The 16867-nt window shown below is 67.3% G+C and carries 14 protein-coding genes; 9 read left to right on the top strand and 5 right to left on the bottom strand.

Going from position 1 to position 16867, the window contains the following annotated elements:
* Positions 1-94 precede the first annotated feature (94 nt).
* The 3 genes from thrA to VF167_07240 all read left to right on the top strand — a co-directional run bounded on the left by thrA (position 95) and on the right by VF167_07240 (position 5702).
* Complete coding sequence (gene thrA / locus VF167_07250; GenBank protein HEX6925210.1) at positions 95-2578, top strand: bifunctional aspartate kinase/homoserine dehydrogenase I; 2484 nt, start codon at positions 95-97, stop codon at positions 2576-2578.
* A 366-nt stretch (positions 2579-2944) separates the two neighbouring features.
* Positions 2945-3649, top strand: coding sequence for a DUF305 domain-containing protein (locus VF167_07245; protein HEX6925209.1), 705 nt, complete (start codon positions 2945-2947; stop codon positions 3647-3649).
* Positions 3650-3689: 40 nt separating this feature from the next.
* Positions 3690-5702 carry a hypothetical protein gene (locus VF167_07240; GenBank protein ID HEX6925208.1) on the top strand — a complete coding sequence of 671 codons (2013 nt, stop codon included), beginning with the start codon at positions 3690-3692 and terminating at the stop codon, positions 5700-5702.
* A gap of 175 nt (positions 5703-5877) precedes the next feature.
* On the opposite strand, the gene VF167_07235 is transcribed toward VF167_07240, so the two are convergent.
* Positions 5878-6168: a hypothetical protein gene (locus VF167_07235; GenBank protein ID HEX6925207.1), complete on the bottom strand. Its 291-nt coding sequence runs from the start codon at positions 6166-6168 to the stop codon at positions 5878-5880.
* Positions 6169-6337: 169 nt separating this feature from the next.
* Between VF167_07235 and VF167_07230 the strand changes: the two genes are divergently transcribed.
* From VF167_07230 to VF167_07215, 4 genes are all read left to right on the top strand, one after another.
* On the top strand, positions 6338-6544 hold the full coding sequence (locus VF167_07230) for a hypothetical protein (GenBank protein ID HEX6925206.1): 207 nt from the start codon (positions 6338-6340) through the stop codon (positions 6542-6544).
* Between the two features lie 115 nt (positions 6545-6659).
* Entirely contained in the window at positions 6660-7724 is a 1065-nt protein-coding gene (locus VF167_07225) for a N(4)-(beta-N-acetylglucosaminyl)-L-asparaginase (GenBank protein HEX6925205.1), read from the top strand.
* Between the two features lie 50 nt (positions 7725-7774).
* A complete protein-coding gene (locus VF167_07220) occupies positions 7775-8719 on the top strand; it encodes an alkaline phosphatase family protein (GenBank protein ID HEX6925204.1) in 945 nt (314 codons plus the stop codon).
* A 1-nt stretch (position 8720) separates the two neighbouring features.
* Entirely contained in the window at positions 8721-9614 is an 894-nt protein-coding gene (locus VF167_07215; GenBank protein ID HEX6925203.1) for a carbohydrate kinase, read from the top strand.
* A 104-nt stretch (positions 9615-9718) separates the two neighbouring features.
* Here VF167_07215 and VF167_07210 read toward each other — a convergent pair whose 3' ends face one another.
* Together VF167_07210 and VF167_07205 are read right to left on the bottom strand one after the other, a co-directional pair.
* Positions 9719-11914 (bottom strand): prolyl oligopeptidase family serine peptidase, encoded by a 2196-nt coding sequence (locus VF167_07210; GenBank protein ID HEX6925202.1) that lies wholly within the window; start codon positions 11912-11914, stop codon positions 9719-9721.
* Between the two features lie 38 nt (positions 11915-11952).
* Entirely contained in the window at positions 11953-13236 is a 1284-nt protein-coding gene (locus VF167_07205; GenBank protein HEX6925201.1) for an alpha/beta fold hydrolase, read from the bottom strand.
* Between the two features lie 240 nt (positions 13237-13476).
* Between VF167_07205 and VF167_07200 the strand changes: the two genes are divergently transcribed.
* A complete protein-coding gene (locus VF167_07200) occupies positions 13477-14880 on the top strand; it encodes a selenium-binding family protein (protein HEX6925200.1) in 1404 nt (467 codons plus the stop codon).
* Between the two features lie 62 nt (positions 14881-14942).
* On the top strand, positions 14943-15653 hold the full coding sequence (locus tag VF167_07195) for a hypothetical protein (GenBank protein ID HEX6925199.1): 711 nt from the start codon (positions 14943-14945) through the stop codon (positions 15651-15653).
* A gap of 174 nt (positions 15654-15827) precedes the next feature.
* Here the strand turns inward: VF167_07195 and VF167_07190 are convergent, their stop codons facing one another.
* Positions 15828-16157 (bottom strand): antibiotic biosynthesis monooxygenase, encoded by a 330-nt coding sequence (locus tag VF167_07190; protein HEX6925198.1) that lies wholly within the window; start codon positions 16155-16157, stop codon positions 15828-15830.
* A gap of 25 nt (positions 16158-16182) precedes the next feature.
* Positions 16183-16632 carry a GNAT family N-acetyltransferase gene (locus VF167_07185; GenBank protein ID HEX6925197.1) on the bottom strand — a complete coding sequence of 150 codons (450 nt, stop codon included), beginning with the start codon at positions 16630-16632 and terminating at the stop codon, positions 16183-16185.
* Positions 16633-16867 lie beyond the last annotated feature (235 nt).

The raw sequence follows: 16867 nt of genomic DNA, 5'->3' as shown, positions 1-16867 counted from the left end.
GCGCCATCTTCCCCCACCCCGCCGCCGATCATAGTTTCCGGCGCTTCATAGCGTCGGAGCGGCGGGCGCTCTGGCGGTAACCGAGTTGTCAACCATGCCTCACCGATCCGACCCCGTCATCATTCACAAGTTCGGGGGGACGAGCCTCGCCACGGCGGAGCGCTACCGTCACGTGGCGCGCGTCCTCTCGGAGCGTCCCGAGCCGCGCAAGGTCGTGGTGGTCTCGGCGATGAGCGGGGTAACCAATACACTGATCCGTGCGGTGGAGCGCGCCGGCGCGCGCGATCCGCACTATCGCGAGGAGATGGAGGTCATCCGCCAGCAGCACCGGGCTGCCATCTCCGAGCTGATGCCGCTCGACCAGGCCAAGGCGCTGCTCGAGCGCTTCGACCGTGATCTGACGGACATCGCGGACGTCCTCCACGCGACCTGGCTCCTGCGCTCGCACTCGCGCAGCGTGGTGGAGCTGGTCTCCGGCTACGGCGAAGTCTGGTCCGCGCAGATACTCGCCGGTCATCTGCTTGCCCGGGGCGAGCCGGTGACCTGGATGGACGCCCGGGAGGTGCTCGTATCGGAATGGGGGCCTGCGGGACCGACCATCCACTGGGAGGCGAGCCGTGCGCGCCTCGCTGCCTGGATAGAGGAGCGGGGCCCGCTTCCGCCCACGCTGGTGATCACCGGATACGTGGCCGCGAGCCCCGACGGGGTGCCAACGACGCTGGGACGCAACGGCAGCGACTTCTCCGCCGCCATCTTCGGATCCCTCTTCGAAGCCTCGGAGATCCACATCTGGACCGACGTGGACGGCGTGATGAGCGCCAATCCGCGGCTGGTCCCCGACGCGGTGCTGCTGACCGCCCTCTCCTACGACGAGGCGATGGAGCTCGCCTACTTCGGTGCGAAGGTGATCCATCCGTATACGATGGCGCCGGCGGTCGACCGGGCGATCCCCATCTACATCCGGAACACGTTCAACCCGACCTTCCCCGGGACGCGCATTCACCTGCAGGGGAGCTCGGAGTTCGCAGTAAAGGGCTTTGCCACCGTCGAATCGGTCGCGCTGATCAACGTCGAAGGAACGGGGATGATCGGCGTGCCCGGGACGGCCCAGCGGCTCTTCGGGGCGCTGCGTGAGGCGGGGATTTCGGTCGTCATGATCTCGCAGGCGAGCTCCGAGCACTCGATCTGTTACGCGGTGCCCGCGGAGGATGGCGAGGCGGCGCTCCGGGCTACCGAGCGCGCGTTCTTCGCCGAGCGCCACCAGAAGCAGATCGAAAAGATCGAGCTGGTGAACGACTGCTGCGTGCTGGCGGCGGTCGGCGACGGCATGACCGGCCAGCCCGGTGTGGCGGCCAACTTCTTCGGCGCGCTGGGCAAAGCCGGTATCAACATCCGCGCGATCGCCCAGGGCTCGTCCGAGCGGAATATCTCCGCGGTCATCGACCAGGCGGAGGCGAGTCGGGCGCTGCGCGCGGTCCATTCGAGCTTCTACCTCTCGCCGCAGACGCTCTCGATCGGCGTGATCGGCCCGGGTGTGGTCGGTAGCACCCTGCTCGACCAGCTCGCCGATCAGGTGGGAAGGCTGAAGGAGGAGCTCAACATCGACCTGCGGGTGCGGGCCATTGCGACCTCGCGATACATGCTGCTGGACGATCGGCAGATCGATCTCACCCGGTGGCGGAGGCTCTTCGAGCAGGAGCGCGAGCCAGTGGATCCGGACCGCCTCGTGCGCCACGTGCACTCCGACCACCTGCCGCATTCGGTCCTGATCGATTGCACCGCGAGCGAGGTGGTCGCCAGCAACTACGTGGATTGGCTGCGCCGCGGGATCAGCATCATCACGCCCAACAAGCGAGCCAACACCGCTCCGCTGGATTTCTACCGTAAGCTACGGGAGGCCGGCCGCGGCTCGGGCGCGCGCTATTTCTACGAGACGACCGTCGGAGCGGGCCTGCCGATCATCCAGACCCTGCGCGACCTGATCCAGACCGGAGACGAGGTACTCCAGATCGAGGGGATCTTCTCCGGGACGCTTTCCTACCTCTTCAACGCGTTCGACGGATCGAGGACCTTCTCGGAGATCGTTCTCGACGCGCGCGCGAAGGGGTATACCGAGCCTGATCCACGCGACGACCTTTCGGGGATGGACGTGGCGCGGAAGGTGGCGATTCTCGGGCGCGAGATGGGCCTCCCGCTGGAGCTCGCGGACGTGCGGGTGGAGAGCCTGGTTCCCGCGGAGCTGCGCGCCGGCACCCTGGAGGAGTTCATGGGGAGCCTGCACCACGAGGACGCCGCCATGGAGGATCTGCGGCGGCAGGCGGAGGCCAGAGGCGAGGTGCTCCGCTTCGTCGGTTCCGTGGACCGGGAGGGGCGAGCCAGCGCGACCCTGCGTACCTATCCCGAGGATCACCCCTTTGCGCGCATCCAGCTCACCGACAACATCGTCCTCTTCCGGACGCGGCGGTATCACGAGAACCCACTGATCGTGCAGGGGCCGGGCGCGGGACCGGACGTGACCGCCGGGGGCGTGTTCGCGGACCTCCTGCGCCTCGCGGCTTACTTGGGGGCGCCGCTGTAACTTCGGTGGACGGCGGGTCACCGATGGCTCGACTCGCCGTCCCGCCCCTCGAGGCTGCCCTGGAACATGCTCCCCGCAGAAGCCAGCTGCCTTCCGTCCTGTACCCCTCTCCCCGGCCAGTGCTTAGCAGGGACTTGGCGGGCACGTTGGGCCTCAGTCTCCAAGGGCCGGTTCAGCGCGGTCTGCTCTCGGCCTTGGCGGAAACGCCCGGGTGCGATCCCGAGCCTGTCCCCCCACTGCTGCTGCCTGCCCCGTAACTTCCTCCGCCGGGCCCTTCTCATTGCGCTTACCCGCTGTGGCACACCAGATTGCAGGCCCAAGGGCGCGGCGTACGAAGTCGCCTCACCGATGTCCCGGAAAGTTCGCATGACCGTATCACAGATCGCGAGGCGTGTCCTGCTGGTGGCGCTGACGCTGGCGGCGAGCGCGTGCGCCGCGGCAAGCCGCACCCCTGCGGGCCCCAGCACCGGGACCGCGCCTTCCTCCACCGCAGAGTACGAGGAGCTCTACTACGCCCGTCTGGACAGCGCGCAGACCCGCTACACCGCGGCGGACGTGCGCTTCATGACAGACATGATCCACCACCACGCGCAGGCCATCGAGATGTCGGAGATGGTGCCGGAGCGCACGGAGAATCCTCGTATCCATACCCTGGCGGGGCGCATCATCAATGCGCAGAACGACGAGATCGCCATCATGCGGCGCTGGTTGCAGGATCGCAGGCAGCCCGTGCCGGAGGTGGCCATGGGGGCAGGTGCGCACGGTGCGCATGGCGGGATCGATCACTCCCAGCACTCGATGAGGCAGATGCCGGGAATGCTCTCGCCGGAGGAGATCCGGCAGCTCGAGCAGGCACGCGGGGACGAGTTCGACCGGCTCTTCCTCACCGGCATGATCCGACACCACCAGGGCGCGGTCACCATGGTGCAGGAGCTCTTCGCAACGGACGGGGCCGCACAGGACGAGCAGGTGTTCAAGTTCGCGTCCGACGTTCAGGTAGATCAGACCACCGAAGTCGCGCGCATGCAATCGATGCTAGCGCAGCTACCGCAGCCGGTGGGCGGGCAGTAGGCCCTCCCCTCCATTCCACGGGTCCAGAATCGATCGAATCATGAGAACAATGCTCGCGCTCGCTCGGCGAGTGCGCTCCGGCGGAGCGGGAAGGATGCGGCTGGCGGCGGCGACGCTGCTCGGTGGCGCGCTCGGGCTCGCAGGATGCGCCTCTTCGTCCTCGGGCGCCGCCGCGGGCGGGCCGGCGGCAGCTTCGCCCGCCGCCTCGCCCGGGTCCGATCCCCGCGTCGGCCTGGGAGCGGGGCTGTTGGACGCGGAGGAGGCGATCTGGAATCTTCGCAAGCTGGCGAGCGTCCCGCCGCCGCGTGACTTTGTGGGCGTCACCAACTCCGACCTGGCCTTCAAGGACAACTACGTCTTTCAGGGCAACTACAACGGCTTCCAGATCTGGGACATCAGCGACCGGGCGAACCCGCAGCTGGTGACCGGCTTCGTCTGCCCTGCCTCGCAGAGCGACGTCTCCGTGTACCAGAACCTGCTGTTCGTCTCGGGCGAGGGCCTGAGCGGCCGACTGGATTGCGGAACGCAGGGTGTAGAGGCGGCGGCGAGCCCCGACCGGCTCCGCGGCCTGCGGATCTTCGACATCAGCGACATCCGCAATCCGGTGAACGTGGGCAACGTGCAGACGTGCCGCGGCTCCCACACCCACACGGTTGTGGTGGACCCGGATGACCCGGAGAACGTCTACATCTACATCTCGGGCTCGTCGGTGGTGCGCCCGGCGGAGGAGTTGCCCGGGTGCAGCGATGCGCCGCCGGAGGAGGATCCGAATACCGCGCTCTTCCGCATCGAGGTGATCAAGGTCCCCCTGGCCAACCCCGGTGCGGCGGCAATCGTCAGCTCGCCGCGCATCTTCAGCGGCCTGGTGGCCCCGCCCAGCCACGGGCTCGCCCCGGAGGAGCAGGCGGAGCTCGAGGCCGCGCAGGCGCGCGGCGAATGGGTGGTGGCGGTCGGTGAGCAGCTCATGGAGGTCCCACCGCAGGCGCTCTCCCAGATGCTGGCGGGGATCGTGGCCGCCCGAGGCGGCACTGGAGAGCCAACCGCGGCGGACTCGGCGACACTGCGCGCGAGGCTGCCGGCGATGATCCAGCAGATGATCGAGGCGCAGCGGGGACCGGGAAGCGGCCCCACGCAGTGCCACGACATCACCGTGTACCCGGCGATCGGGTTGGCTGGCGGCGCCTGTGAGGGTTACGGCCTGCTGATCGACATCAGCAACCCGGTGGAGCCGGTTCGGATCACGGCCGTCGCGGACTCGAACTTCTCCTACTGGCACTCGGCGACCTTCAACAACGACGGGACGAAGGTCCTCTTCACCGACGAATGGGGTGGCGGCGGAGCTCCCAAGTGCCGCGCGAGTGATCCCAAGGAGTGGGGCGCGGACGCCATCTTCACCATCGAGAATCGCGAGCTGAAGTTCCAGAGCTACTACAAGCTCCCGGCGCCGCAGACGGTGCAGGAGAACTGCGTCGCCCACAACGGGTCCCTGATCCCCATTCCCGGACGCGACGTGATGGTCCAGGCCTGGTACCAGGGCGGCATCTCGGTCTTCGATTGGACCGATCCGCAGAACCCGGTGGAGATCGCCTACCACGACCGCGGACCGATCGACCCGCAGCGGATGAGGATGGGCGGTTCCTGGTCGGTCTACTGGTACAATGGCGCCATCGTCAGCTCCGAGATCGCGCGCGGACTCGACATCTTCGAGCTGGTGCCCAGCGAGTACCTGACGCAGAACGAGATCGACGCTGCCAACACGGTGCGGCTCGAGTACCTGAACGCGCAGGGGCAGCCGCAGTACGTCTGGCCGCCGAGCTTCGCTCTCGCCCGGGCCTACCTCGACCAGCTCGAGCGCAACGATGGTCTCGCTGCCTCCCGCATCGAAACGGCGCGGCAGGAGTTGGTGCGGGCCGAGAGTACGGGCGGGCAGGCGAGGCAGTCGGCTTTGACGGCGCTGGCCGATCGGCTCGAGCAGGACGCCGGCGGGGCGCGCGACGCCGCCAAGGTGCGCCTGGTGGCCAAGGCCGTCCGCGATCTCGTCGGGGCGAGTTGAGCTCGCCAACAGCCGCGGGACGCTTCAGGGGCCGACACCACCGGGTGCCGGCCCCTTCGTCATGTTCCCTCATATCCTGCTTATCATCCCGTAGCCCTTCCTACCGCGAGACAGTCCTGCTTACCGCCCCCGTAGTCGTGCGCCCAAACCCAAGCGAGCTGCGGGGGCGCTCCTCCTACTCTTCCCCGCCATCATCAACGTTCACCTCGATGTTCGGTTCGTCCTCCGGGAGATCTACGTCCGGGGCTTCGACTTCGGGCATGTCGACTTCGGCGGGTTCGCCGCGGGAGAGGGCGTACCAGGCCAGCGCCGCGACGACCAGGGCCAGCAGGAGGACCCAGATCCCTGCGCTCGACCTGCGGCCGCGGTCGGTCGCCGCCGGACCCGACCCGGTCGTGCGGTGCACCGTCTCGCGTCGCTCGACCACCTCTCGTTGCTCCTCTGGCTGCCGCGGTGTCTCGTCCATCGGTCCCGTCCAGGTGAGAGGCTCAAATCCGGTCATTGGCTCGGGCTTACTGCGCCGTCCGTGCCACTCGCGCCCGTATGCACGATGCAACCTTCGACCGACTCTGTCCGTAGAGCGCTCAGGGCGCGGAACCGTCCGCTCCTTTCACCTGACCAGATGGAGGATTACGATGCGGGATCCCGTCGCGGCCGGGCTGCTCAGCCTGATCATCCCCGGCGTTGGCCAGATCTACAACGGCACGTGGATCCGGGGCATCTTCTGGCTGATCATCACGCCGGGACTGTGGCTTGGCACCGGCGGCCTTCTCGGTTGGGTCTGTCACCTGATCGCGGGATACACGGCCTACCGGTACGCCCAGCGCCACCCATACCGGTAGCATCGCGCTACGGGCTCCGGCGCGGCGGCCCATCCCCCTCGCCGTCGCGCCTGGCGGGGCGTACAATTGCGGGAGATTGGCTTCTTCCCTTCTTCCCACGCCAGGAGCCCGCAACATGTCCGTCTCGCGTCGCGCGTTCTTCGGTCTGGCCGCGTCGAGCGCCGCCGGTGCGTTGCTTCCCGCGGAGCTGCAGGCCCGCCTCCTTCCCACCCTGCGTCACCCACTGCCACCGCCCGATCGCCCGCTGGCTACTCCCGTGGTCATTGCATCCGCTAACGGGCTGCGCGGAGTGGCCCGCGCGTACGAGATGATCCAGCAGGGCGCAGATCCTCTCGACGCGGTCATCGCGGGCGTCAACATCCAGGAGCTGGATCCAGAGGATCAGTCGGTGGGTCTGGGCGGCCTCCCCAACGCAGACGGGGTGGTGCAGCTCGATGCCTCCTGCATGCACGGCCCCACCAACCGCGCTGGAGCCGTGGCAGCGCTCGAAGGGATCGCCACCCCGTCACTGGTGGCTAAGGCGATCATGGATCACACCGATCACATCTTGCTGGTCGGGGAAGGAGCCAAGCGCTTCGCTCTCGACATGGGCTTCGAGGAGCAGGAGCTGCTCACCGAAAAGTCGCGCCAGGACTGGCTGCGCTGGAGGGCGCGGCTGAACCCCTCGGACAACTGGCTCGATCCGGCCGATGAAGTGGCGGTTCGGTTCACCACCGGAACGATCAACATGAACGCGGTGAACGCCGCGGGTGACATCGCCTCGGTGACCTCCACCAGCGGGCTGTCGTGGAAGATCCCTGGCCGGGTGGGCGACAGTCCCATCATCGGCGCGGGCCAGTACTGCGACAACTCGGTTGGGGCCGCCGGATCCACCGGTCGAGGCGAGGCCAACATCAAGGTGTGCGGAGCGTTCCTGACGGTGGAATTCATGCGGCAGGGCGCCAGCCCGGAGGAGGCCTGCCTGCGCACCCTCGAGCGAGTGGTGCAGATGACCGAGCGCCGCCTGCTCGACGACCGGGGGCGGCCTCGGTTCGGCCTCAGTTACTACGCGATTGCCAAGGATGGACGCGTCGGCGGTGCCTCCCTCTACGAGGGCGGCCAGTACGCCGTTGCCGACGCCTCAGGTGCGCGACTCGTCGATTTCGCCTACCTCTACTCTCGCTCGGAGCGTCCCTGGTGATGGTCATGCGCCTGACTTCGATCCCGCCTCGCCACCAACCTGTTCTTCGGGTGATCTCGAGGCTTGCTCTGCTCGCCCTGTCCGGCCTCCTGGCGATGCCGCTCGACGGCGCTGCGCAGGAAAACAGTCGCACCCCCAAAGTGATCCTGATCGGCATCGACGGCGTCCGCCCTGACGTGCTGCGGTCGGTGCCCACGCCGAACCTGGACTCCCTGATCCGCACCGGCGCCTATAGCGATCGCGCCCAGACGGGACTACCCACGATCAGCGGGCCGGGCTGGGCCAGTATGCTCACCGGGGTATGGAAGGAGAAGCACGGGATCCTCAGCAACGACTTCCCCTTCCCGGACAACGGGCTGGATCGCTACCCCGACTTTCTCACCCGTATCGAGAGGACGCGGCCGCAGCTGCGCACCTTTGCCGTGGCGGACTGGCCGCCGTTGATCGAACCCCAGACGTCCGAGGAGCGGGGTACGGCTGGTCCGGTGCTGGGACAGGCGATCGATGCGCGCGTCTCGTACGACGGCGGCCGTCTTGGTTGGGGTGCGGCGGACGAGCTCTCGGTTGCGGCGGCGGAGGCGGAGCTGCTGAACAACGATCCGGACGCCATGTTCGTCTACCTCGGCAACCCCGATGAGGTGAGCCACCACACCGGCTCCATCGAGGACGAGTACATGGCGGCCATCGCGCGGGCCGATCGCCAGGTCGGGCGCCTGGTGGCGGCCATTCGCGCTCGCCCCAACTACGAACAGGAAGACTGGCTGATCCTCGTTTCCACCGACCACGGCCGGACGACGGACGGTGGACACGGCGGGGACACCCCGGAGGAGCGGACGATCTTCTTCCTTGCGAACGGCCCGCGCATCCGACCGGGATCGATCGACACCCCGCCCAACATCGTGGACGTCGCCGCAACCGCCCTGGCCTACCTGGGGATCGGCCCCGACCCCACGTGGGGCCTGGACGGCAGGCCGGTCGCCAACCTCGAACGCTAACGTGGCGGCCGACGAGATCCTCTGCGTGGGAGAGATCCTGTGGGACTCCCTTCCCGCGGGGCTCTTCCTCGGCGGGGCGCCCTTCAACGTCGCCGGGCACCTGCGAGCGCTGGGTCTGCCGGGCGCAATCGTTAGCCGTGTCGGTGACGATCAGCTGGGTCACGAAGCGATCCGGCGCGCAGCCCGTCTCGGCGTGCCCGTCGATCTGATCCAACTCGATCGTCACCTGGCGACGGGGTTCGTGTCGGTCGAGCTGGACGAAGCGGGCTCCCCGCACTACGAGTTCCTCAGCCCGGCGGCCTGGGACAACATCGAGCTGACCGCATCCGTGGCGGAGCGAGCCGCCGGCGCGCGGGCGCTGGTGTTCGGGACCCTGGCGCAAAGATCGGAGGCGAGCCGAACCACCCTGGGCTCCCTTCTCGACTACCCGCTCGTCAAGGTACTGGACCTGAATCTCCGCCCGCCCTACGACGATCGGGATGTCGTGCTCTCATCGCTGGAGCGAGCCGAGGTGGTGAAGCTCAACGAGGGGGAGATGGCGACCCTGGGTCGGTGGCTGAGCCTGCCGGAGGAACTACGCCCTGCCGCGGAAGCACTGGCCGATCGCTTCGGGTTCAAAGCTGTCTGCGTTACCCGCGGTGGCTGCGGCGCCGTGCTGCTGCGCGAGGGTCGGTGGACGGAGCACCCCGGCTACCGGGTGCAGGTGGTCGATACGGTGGGAGCCGGCGATGCCTTCCTCGCCGGTTTTCTCAAAGGCTACCTAGAGGGCGCGCCGGACCACGTGTTACTCGAGGAGGCGAACCTGCTCGGCGCCTTCGTGGCGAGCCGGGCCGGGGCGATCCCGCCCCATGACGGAGAGACGATGAAATCGATTCGGGGCGGTGGGTCGCATTGACCCGCCGCCCCATTTCGCGATCACCAACGGTTGTACGTGCACTGTGAACTAGCCGCAGACGATCGCGGAGGGTCGCCCCGAGGAACACAGACGGTGGTGTTGGTTCACCCCTCCTCGCCGGCGAGCTGCTTCCACAGGTAGGCGTAAGTTAGCGCTTGCATCTTGGCGCGCTGCTCATTGGTGACGCCCGCGCCGTGCCCGCCTTCGGTGTTCTCGAAGTACAGGACCGGGTAGCCCAGCGATTCCATCCGGGCAGCCATCTTACGAGCGTGCCCCGGATGGACGCGGTCGTCGCGGGTGGTGGTGGTGAACAGGACGCGCGGGTACTCCTTTCCCGACCGCACGTTCTGATACGGCGAGTAACGGCTGATGAAGGCCCACTGCTCGGGGTCGTCGGGGTTGCCGTATTCGGCCATCCAGCTTGCTCCGGCCAGGAGCAGGTGATAGCGGCGCATATCCAGCAGCGGCACCTGGATCACGATCGCCCCGAACAGCTCCGGGCGCTGCGTGAGCGCGACGCCCATCAGCAATCCGCCGTTGCTTCCGCCCATGATCCCCAGGTGCTGAGGGCTGGTGAGGCCCCGCGCAATCAGGTCTTCGGCTACGGCGAAGAAGTCGTCGTATGCCCGCTGCCGATTCTCGAGCTGCGCCGCCCGGTGCCAGCTCGGTCCGAACTCACCGCCACCTCGGATATTGGCGAGGACGTACACCCCACCGCGCTCCAGCCAGGCGGCACCGGTGACCGGGCTGTACGACGGGGTCATCGCCACCTCGAAGCCGCCGTAGGCGTAGAGGAGCGTCGGGTTGGAACCGTCCATCCGCGTGTCCTGGTGACGAACCACGAAGTACGGTATGCGGGTGCCGTCCTTCGAGGTGGCCTCGTGCTGCTCCACCACCAGGTCGTCCGCCGTGAACATCGCCGGCAGACGTCGGACTTCCTGCACCTCTCCATCTTCCCGGACCAGGTACAGGGTGGAAGGCTGCGTGAAGCCGCTGTAGCTGAAGAAGAAGCGGTTCTCGAAGGGGGAGGTGGCGGCGACACCCACATTGCCCATGGGAGGCACGGGAACCGGCTCGTAGCTCCACTGTCCGTCCGCATAGGTGTAGCGGCGCAGTTCCCCGCTCACGTTGTCGAGCAGCTGCACGAGCAGGAAGTCGCGGGTCGTCGAGGTGCCGCTGATGGTCTGGCGCTCGCCCGGCTCCAACAGCAACTCGAACTCCCGCTCTCCGGCGAGGAAACTCGCGTAGGAGGTGTGGACGAGCGAGCCCGCGGGGAAGCTCTTGCCGCCGACCTCCCAGGCGGAGCGGAGGTAGACGACCAGCCGGTCGCCCACGAGCTCGGCGTCGGCGTCCAGCGGGATGTCCAGCTTCACCAGCTCGCCGTCGCGCAGGACGTGGATGGCGGCCTCGAAGAATCGCGGACTGTGATAGACGACGTTGATGCGCTCGTCGCCCACCATCCATGTCCCCACATAGACCCCGACGTCGCTTTCCTCACCGGTGAAGAGCGTCCGGGCTTCGGCCAACGGGGTCCCGCGCCGCCAAAGCTTGCCGACGCGAGGATATCCCGAGGTGGTCAGGCTTCCCTCACCGAAGTCGGTGCTCACCAGGATCGCATCCTGGTTCACCCAGGCGATACTCAGCTTCGCCTCGGGAAGGTTGAACCCGTCCGGAATAAATTCGAGAGTCTCCAGGTCGAACTCCCGCACCTCCACCGCGTCCGAGCCGCCGCGCGAGAGCTGCACCAGGCAGCGGCGATACTCGGGTGCCAGGCAGCTCGCTCCGCCGAAGCTCCAGGGTACGTCTTCCTCTGCGGCGAGCCTGTCCACGTCCAGCACCACCTCCCACGCCGGATCTCCGGCGAGGTATGCCTCCCAGGTGATCCGCCGCCAGACGCCCCGCGGATTCTCGGCATCCTGCCAGAAGTTGTAGAGGCGGTCTCCGAGGATGCTGGGATAGGGGATGCGGTCTTCCGAGTCCAGGATCTCGAGGGTGCGCTGGAAGATCGGCTGATAGACAGGGGTCGCGGAGAGCTCGGCGACCGTGCTCGCGTTGTGCTCCTCGACCCAGGCGAGCGCCTGCTCCCCCTCGACCTCCTCCAGCCAGAGGAAGGGATCGTCATCAGTCCGGGCGTCGGGGATCCGTGCCGAGGGGCCTACAGGCGCCGACGCACCGCCTGCTTCCATGGTGGAAGCGGCGGTGGACGCCGGTGCGGGCGCAGGGTCTACGCCGGAGGGAGTACAGGACGAGCTCGACATCAACAGGACCGCGGTGAATGCGAGGCGTTTCGAGGACGGCATCCGAGCCTCCAGGGTCGGGATTGCGAATGGCCTACAGTCTACGCGATCACTCGTCCCCCTGCCACCGCTTGAAGAACCGGTCTTTCGGCATCGTTGGAGCGCGTCTCCTCCATGGGGTCCTCCGCCAGAAAGGCGCGCACCTCGGCCAGGAACCTGGGCCAGGCAGGCTCCGTCTCCAGCAACACGTGGTTGCGCCCTTCCAGCGGGACGAAGCGCGCGCCGGGGATGAGACGGGCCAGGAAGCGCCCCTGCTCGAACGGGACGACGGCGTCCTGCTTCACGTGGAGGACCAGAGTGGGCGTATGCACCAGCGGAGCGACCTCCGTCACGTCGATGCTCGCCGACGCGAGCCAGAGCTTCACCCCCTGTTCGGGGGACGCGCTGATCCTCTGCAGGTCGCTGAACCAGGCCATCTGCTCCGGCGTGCCCTCGGGCAGGAACATGTTGGCGAAGAACTGCCGGAACGCAGGATTGTCCTGCCCCCAGCCGTGGGGCAGCACCTGGAGCATCGCCTCGCTCTGCGCCCGCTCGGCGGGGGTACACGCCCGCCGGAAGCGTCCCTGCGCATACCCGCCGTAGAGGACGAGATGGCTAACTCTCTCCGGGTGCCGAGCCGCGAATGCGATCGCGAGCGCACATCCCTGCGAAAGAGCGACGATGGGGACGCGCTCGAGCTCCAGCTCGTCAAAGATCGTCTCGAGATCACCCAACCAGCTTTCGAAGGAGACGTCTTCCGTGTCCCGATCAGAGAGGCCTGAGCCCCGCTGGTCGTAGCGAATCAGCGTGTGGTCGCGGGACAGCTCGTTGAGCCAGTGACGCCAGACCGGGCTGTCCCAGTCGTACTCCAGATGGGTCAGCCAGTTGGCAGGCTTGAGGAGGGGCGGGCCGCATCCGCTGGTCGCGTAGGCGATGCGGTTGCCGTCGTACCCCCGGCAAAAGCGGATCTGCTGTTCCCGCCGCAGGGCGATTGGCTGCGCCGCCGGTGGCGTAGGCTGGGGCCGGCTGCGCTCTTCCGCCCATGTCACCGGGGCACAGAAGCGAAAGCCCGCGCCGCGTATCGTCCGCACGATGCGCTGCGCACTACCGTCGTCCTGCAGCGCCTGGCGCAGGCTCTTGATGCGGCTGTTCAACGTGGAGGGGCTCACGAAGCGGTGTCCCCACACCTCGTCGAGCAGCTCCTCCTTACGCACGAGCCGATCGCGGTGCTCGACCAGGTAGCAGAGCACGGCGTACACCTGCGGCTCCAGGTGAAGCGGGTCGTCACCCCGCCGAAGCTCGCACCGACGCGTGTCGAGCACGAATTCGTCGAAGAGGTAAATCATCGGACCGACCTCGTGGCTACTCTGGCGAAGTCGGCGTCGCCCGGGGTGTGGCATTATGTAGCGGCGCCGTCTACACGAAATCTCCCACCAACCTGCACGACCCCTTCAAGCACCGCAGTCCCTCCGTTCGCATGATAGGCGCGCACCCGACGCGCGACAACGATCATCTCGGCGTCGGGGGCTGGGCGATCACGACCATCCTCTCGCCCACCCCATGCCCCCTGTCTGACGGAGGACTTCATGGCCCGTCTACTTCCCGATCCGACCTTCTATCCGTCACCGACCATGGCGGCCGAGGCCGCTCCCGAGTCACTCGCCTACGTCGCCCTTCTCGCGACCGGGGACAATGGACAGAAGGACGCACTCGGCGTCGTCGACACCGACCCGCGCTCCACCGATTTCGGGCGACTGGTCGGTCGGGTCGAGTTACCCCACGGCGGCAACGAGCTTCACCATTTCGGTTGGAACGCCTGCAGCTCCCATCTGTGCGGCTACGCTCCCAACCCGCACATGGAGCGGCGCTTCCTGGTAGTCCCGGGAATCCACAGCTCACGCATCCACGTGGTGGATACGAAGCAAGATCCTCGCAATCCCCGACTGGTAAAGGTCCTCGAACCCGAGGAGGTATTTCGGAAGACGGGTTATGCCGCACCGCACACGGTGCACTGCGGGCCGGACGGCATCTACATGAACGCCCTGGGTAGCATCGACGGCGACGGCCCCGGCGGGATCTTCGTGATCGACCACGAGACCTTCGAGGTGAAGGGTCGATGGGAAAGGGAGCGTGGGCCCCAGAACCTGGCCTACGATTTCTGGTGGCACCTGGGACACGACACCATGATCACCAGCGAGTGGGGGACGCCGAACATGGTGCAGGACGGGCTCAATCCGGAACTGTTGATGGGTGGGAAGTACGGCAATTCCATCCACGTCTGGGATCTGAAGACCCGTCGGCATCTGAGTAAGCTGGAGCTGGGTGCCGAGCAGCAGATGGTGCTGGAGCTGCGTCCCGCCCACAATCCGCGCCGGGCGTACGGCTTCGTCGGGGTGGTGATCAGCCTCGCCGACCTCTCCAGCTCGATCTGGACCTGGTATCTGGATGCCGATTCCGGGCAGTGGAAGGTCCGCAAGGTGATCGAGATCCCCGCGGAGCCGGCCGATCCCGCCCTCCTGCCCCCGATTCTGGCGCCCTTCGGCGCGGTGCCGCCTCTGGTCAGCGACATCAACCTCTCGTTGGACGATCGCCAGCTCTACGTCTCATGCTGGGGGACCGGCGAGCTGAGGCAGTACGACGTGACCGATCCGTTCGAGCCGAAGCTCACCGGCAGCGTGCGCATCGGCGGCATCGTGAGGCGGACGCCGCACCCCTCGAATCCGCAGCGGCCATTGAATGGTGCCCCGCAGATGGTCGAGATCAGCCGGGACGGTTCGCGCGTGTATATCACCAACTCGCTGTACTCACCGTGGGATGCACAGTTCTATCCGGAGGGCATCCGTGGGTGGATGGCGAAGGCGGACGTCTCGCCGCAGGGAGGGATGAAGCTGGACGAGCGCTTCCTGGTGGAGTTCGAGGATGGGATCCGGCCCCACCAGGTGCGGCTGCAGGGCGGCGACGCCTCTTCGGATTCGTTCTGTTACGCCTGAGCGGCGCGGCTGCGCTCCGCCGCCTCCATGGATCATATGGGCACGAATCAGGCCTTGTTGTCATGAACACCGAGACTTCGTTGTGGATACTGCTCGGCCTCGGGGCCATGCACGGCTTGAACCCCGCCATGGGGTGGCTCTTCGCCGTGTCGCTGGGGCTGCAGGAGAATCGCAGGCGGGCGGTGTGGCGTGCGCTGGCGCCGCTCGCGGTCGGGCACGGGTTGGCCATCGGCAGCGCGGCCGCCGTCGCGGTGATGCTCGGAGTGGTGATCCCGCTGGGTGTGCTGAAGTGGGCGGTGGGTGGCGCGCTGGTGGGGGTCGGCGTCTTCCGGCTCCTGCGCCACCGGCACCCGCGGCTGCGCGGCATGCGGGTCCGCGCGCGCGAGTTGGTGCTCTGGTCATTCCTGATGGCCTCTGCTCACGGCGCCGGGCTCATGGCGCTCCCCTTCTTCCTCGAGCCCGGTCCGACGGCGGCGCCCGCCGCGATCCACGACGCCGCGGCGCACGCCCACGTCGGGCACGATCCGCCGACTTCCCAAGCCGGGTTGACCGACCCTCAGCTGCCCGAAGCGGGCGCTACGCGAGACGCCGGCCGCTACGCGGCGCTCGCCACGGGGGTGCACACCACGGGATATCTGCTGATTGCCGTGCTGGCAGCGGTCCTGGTGTACGAGCTAGCAGGCCTGCGGGTGCTGCGGCGCGCCTGGATCAACATCGACCTCGTGTGGGCAGCAGCCCTGATCGTCACCGGTCTGCTAACGCCGCTGGTCTGACGAGGGCGCTGGCGGGGCGGAATTACGAATTACGAATTACGAATTACTGGCAGTTGCGACTTGCGAGACTTGAGGCCAAACATCGGGAGATTGCGGGTTCGCAGCCTGGCGTCGCATGCAACCCCGCCGACGCCGACGGCCGCCGTCAAATTCGTAACTCGTAATTCATAATTCCTAGCTTCCGAGCGTGCGCAGCACGTCGGCGCCGGATACCAGCTCGAAGTGCCTGACCCAATCCTCCCGGTCGACGAGGAATTGGTCGTCCTCGGGGTAGAAGACGGCCACTTCCGGGCGGTTTCCGGCGAAGTTGCGCACCGCTTCCATGGATTCCCAGAAGGAGACGAGCAGGAACTCGGCCCGTTCGCCGTCCACGGAGCGTAGCGCCAGGGCGCCGAGGTTGCCTTCGGTCTCCCGGTATTCCTTCAGACCCGTCTCCTCGAGGTACTCCAGGTAGTGTTCCGCGTCAGCCGCGGCGGTCCATCCTCGCCAGGTTCGTGCAATCATCGTCCCTTTCCAGGTCGGGTTCAGCTCAGTCGATCCACTTGGTCATGAGATAACGATCGTGATCAGTGAAACCGAGGCCGCGGTAGAGATGCTGGCCCCGCTGGTTTCTGCGATCGACCTCGAGATGCAGCGCCCTGATCTCCTCCGCCCGGCAGACTGATTCAGCCCACTGGATGGCGGCGGTGCCGAGGCCTACACCGCGGGCGTTCTCGCGGATGTATAGCTCGTCCAGAAAGGCGTCGCGGCCGCGGTACTCCAGGCTGAAGCCGAACGCCAATACGACGTATCCGACCGCTTCGCCGCCCGCCACCACCAGGTAGACCCGTCCCAGCGACGGATCGCCGCGGAGCTCGCGAACCGCGCGGCGTGCGGCGTCGCGATCGAAGGGAAGCGCCTCCCCGAGATAGAACTCCTGCATCATGGTCAGCAGGAGGTCCTCCTCGTCCGCTGCGACAGCCACGAACTGCGGGATCATGGGGGGCGACCTCCGGACAGGGTGACACGGCTGGCCGTGTGCGTGCTGCTTCCTGCCACCTTACCCGTTCCCCCGCCATCCGGTCAACGACGACGGGCGTCCGACCGTGACAGCGGTGGGATCTCACCTGCGAAGGCGGCCCCGATCGCACGATCCGCCGGTCCCGCGAGGGTAGCGGTACAGCGGCCACGCGAACGGGGGCGCCACGCTCACGTGGTTCGCCCCCGTCGCATCG

It is taken from the genome of Longimicrobiaceae bacterium (assembly GCA_036375715.1).
Classification (GTDB): Bacteria; Gemmatimonadota; Gemmatimonadetes; order Longimicrobiales; family Longimicrobiaceae; genus DASVBS01.
This window is presented reverse-complemented; position numbering and strand designations above follow the sequence as displayed.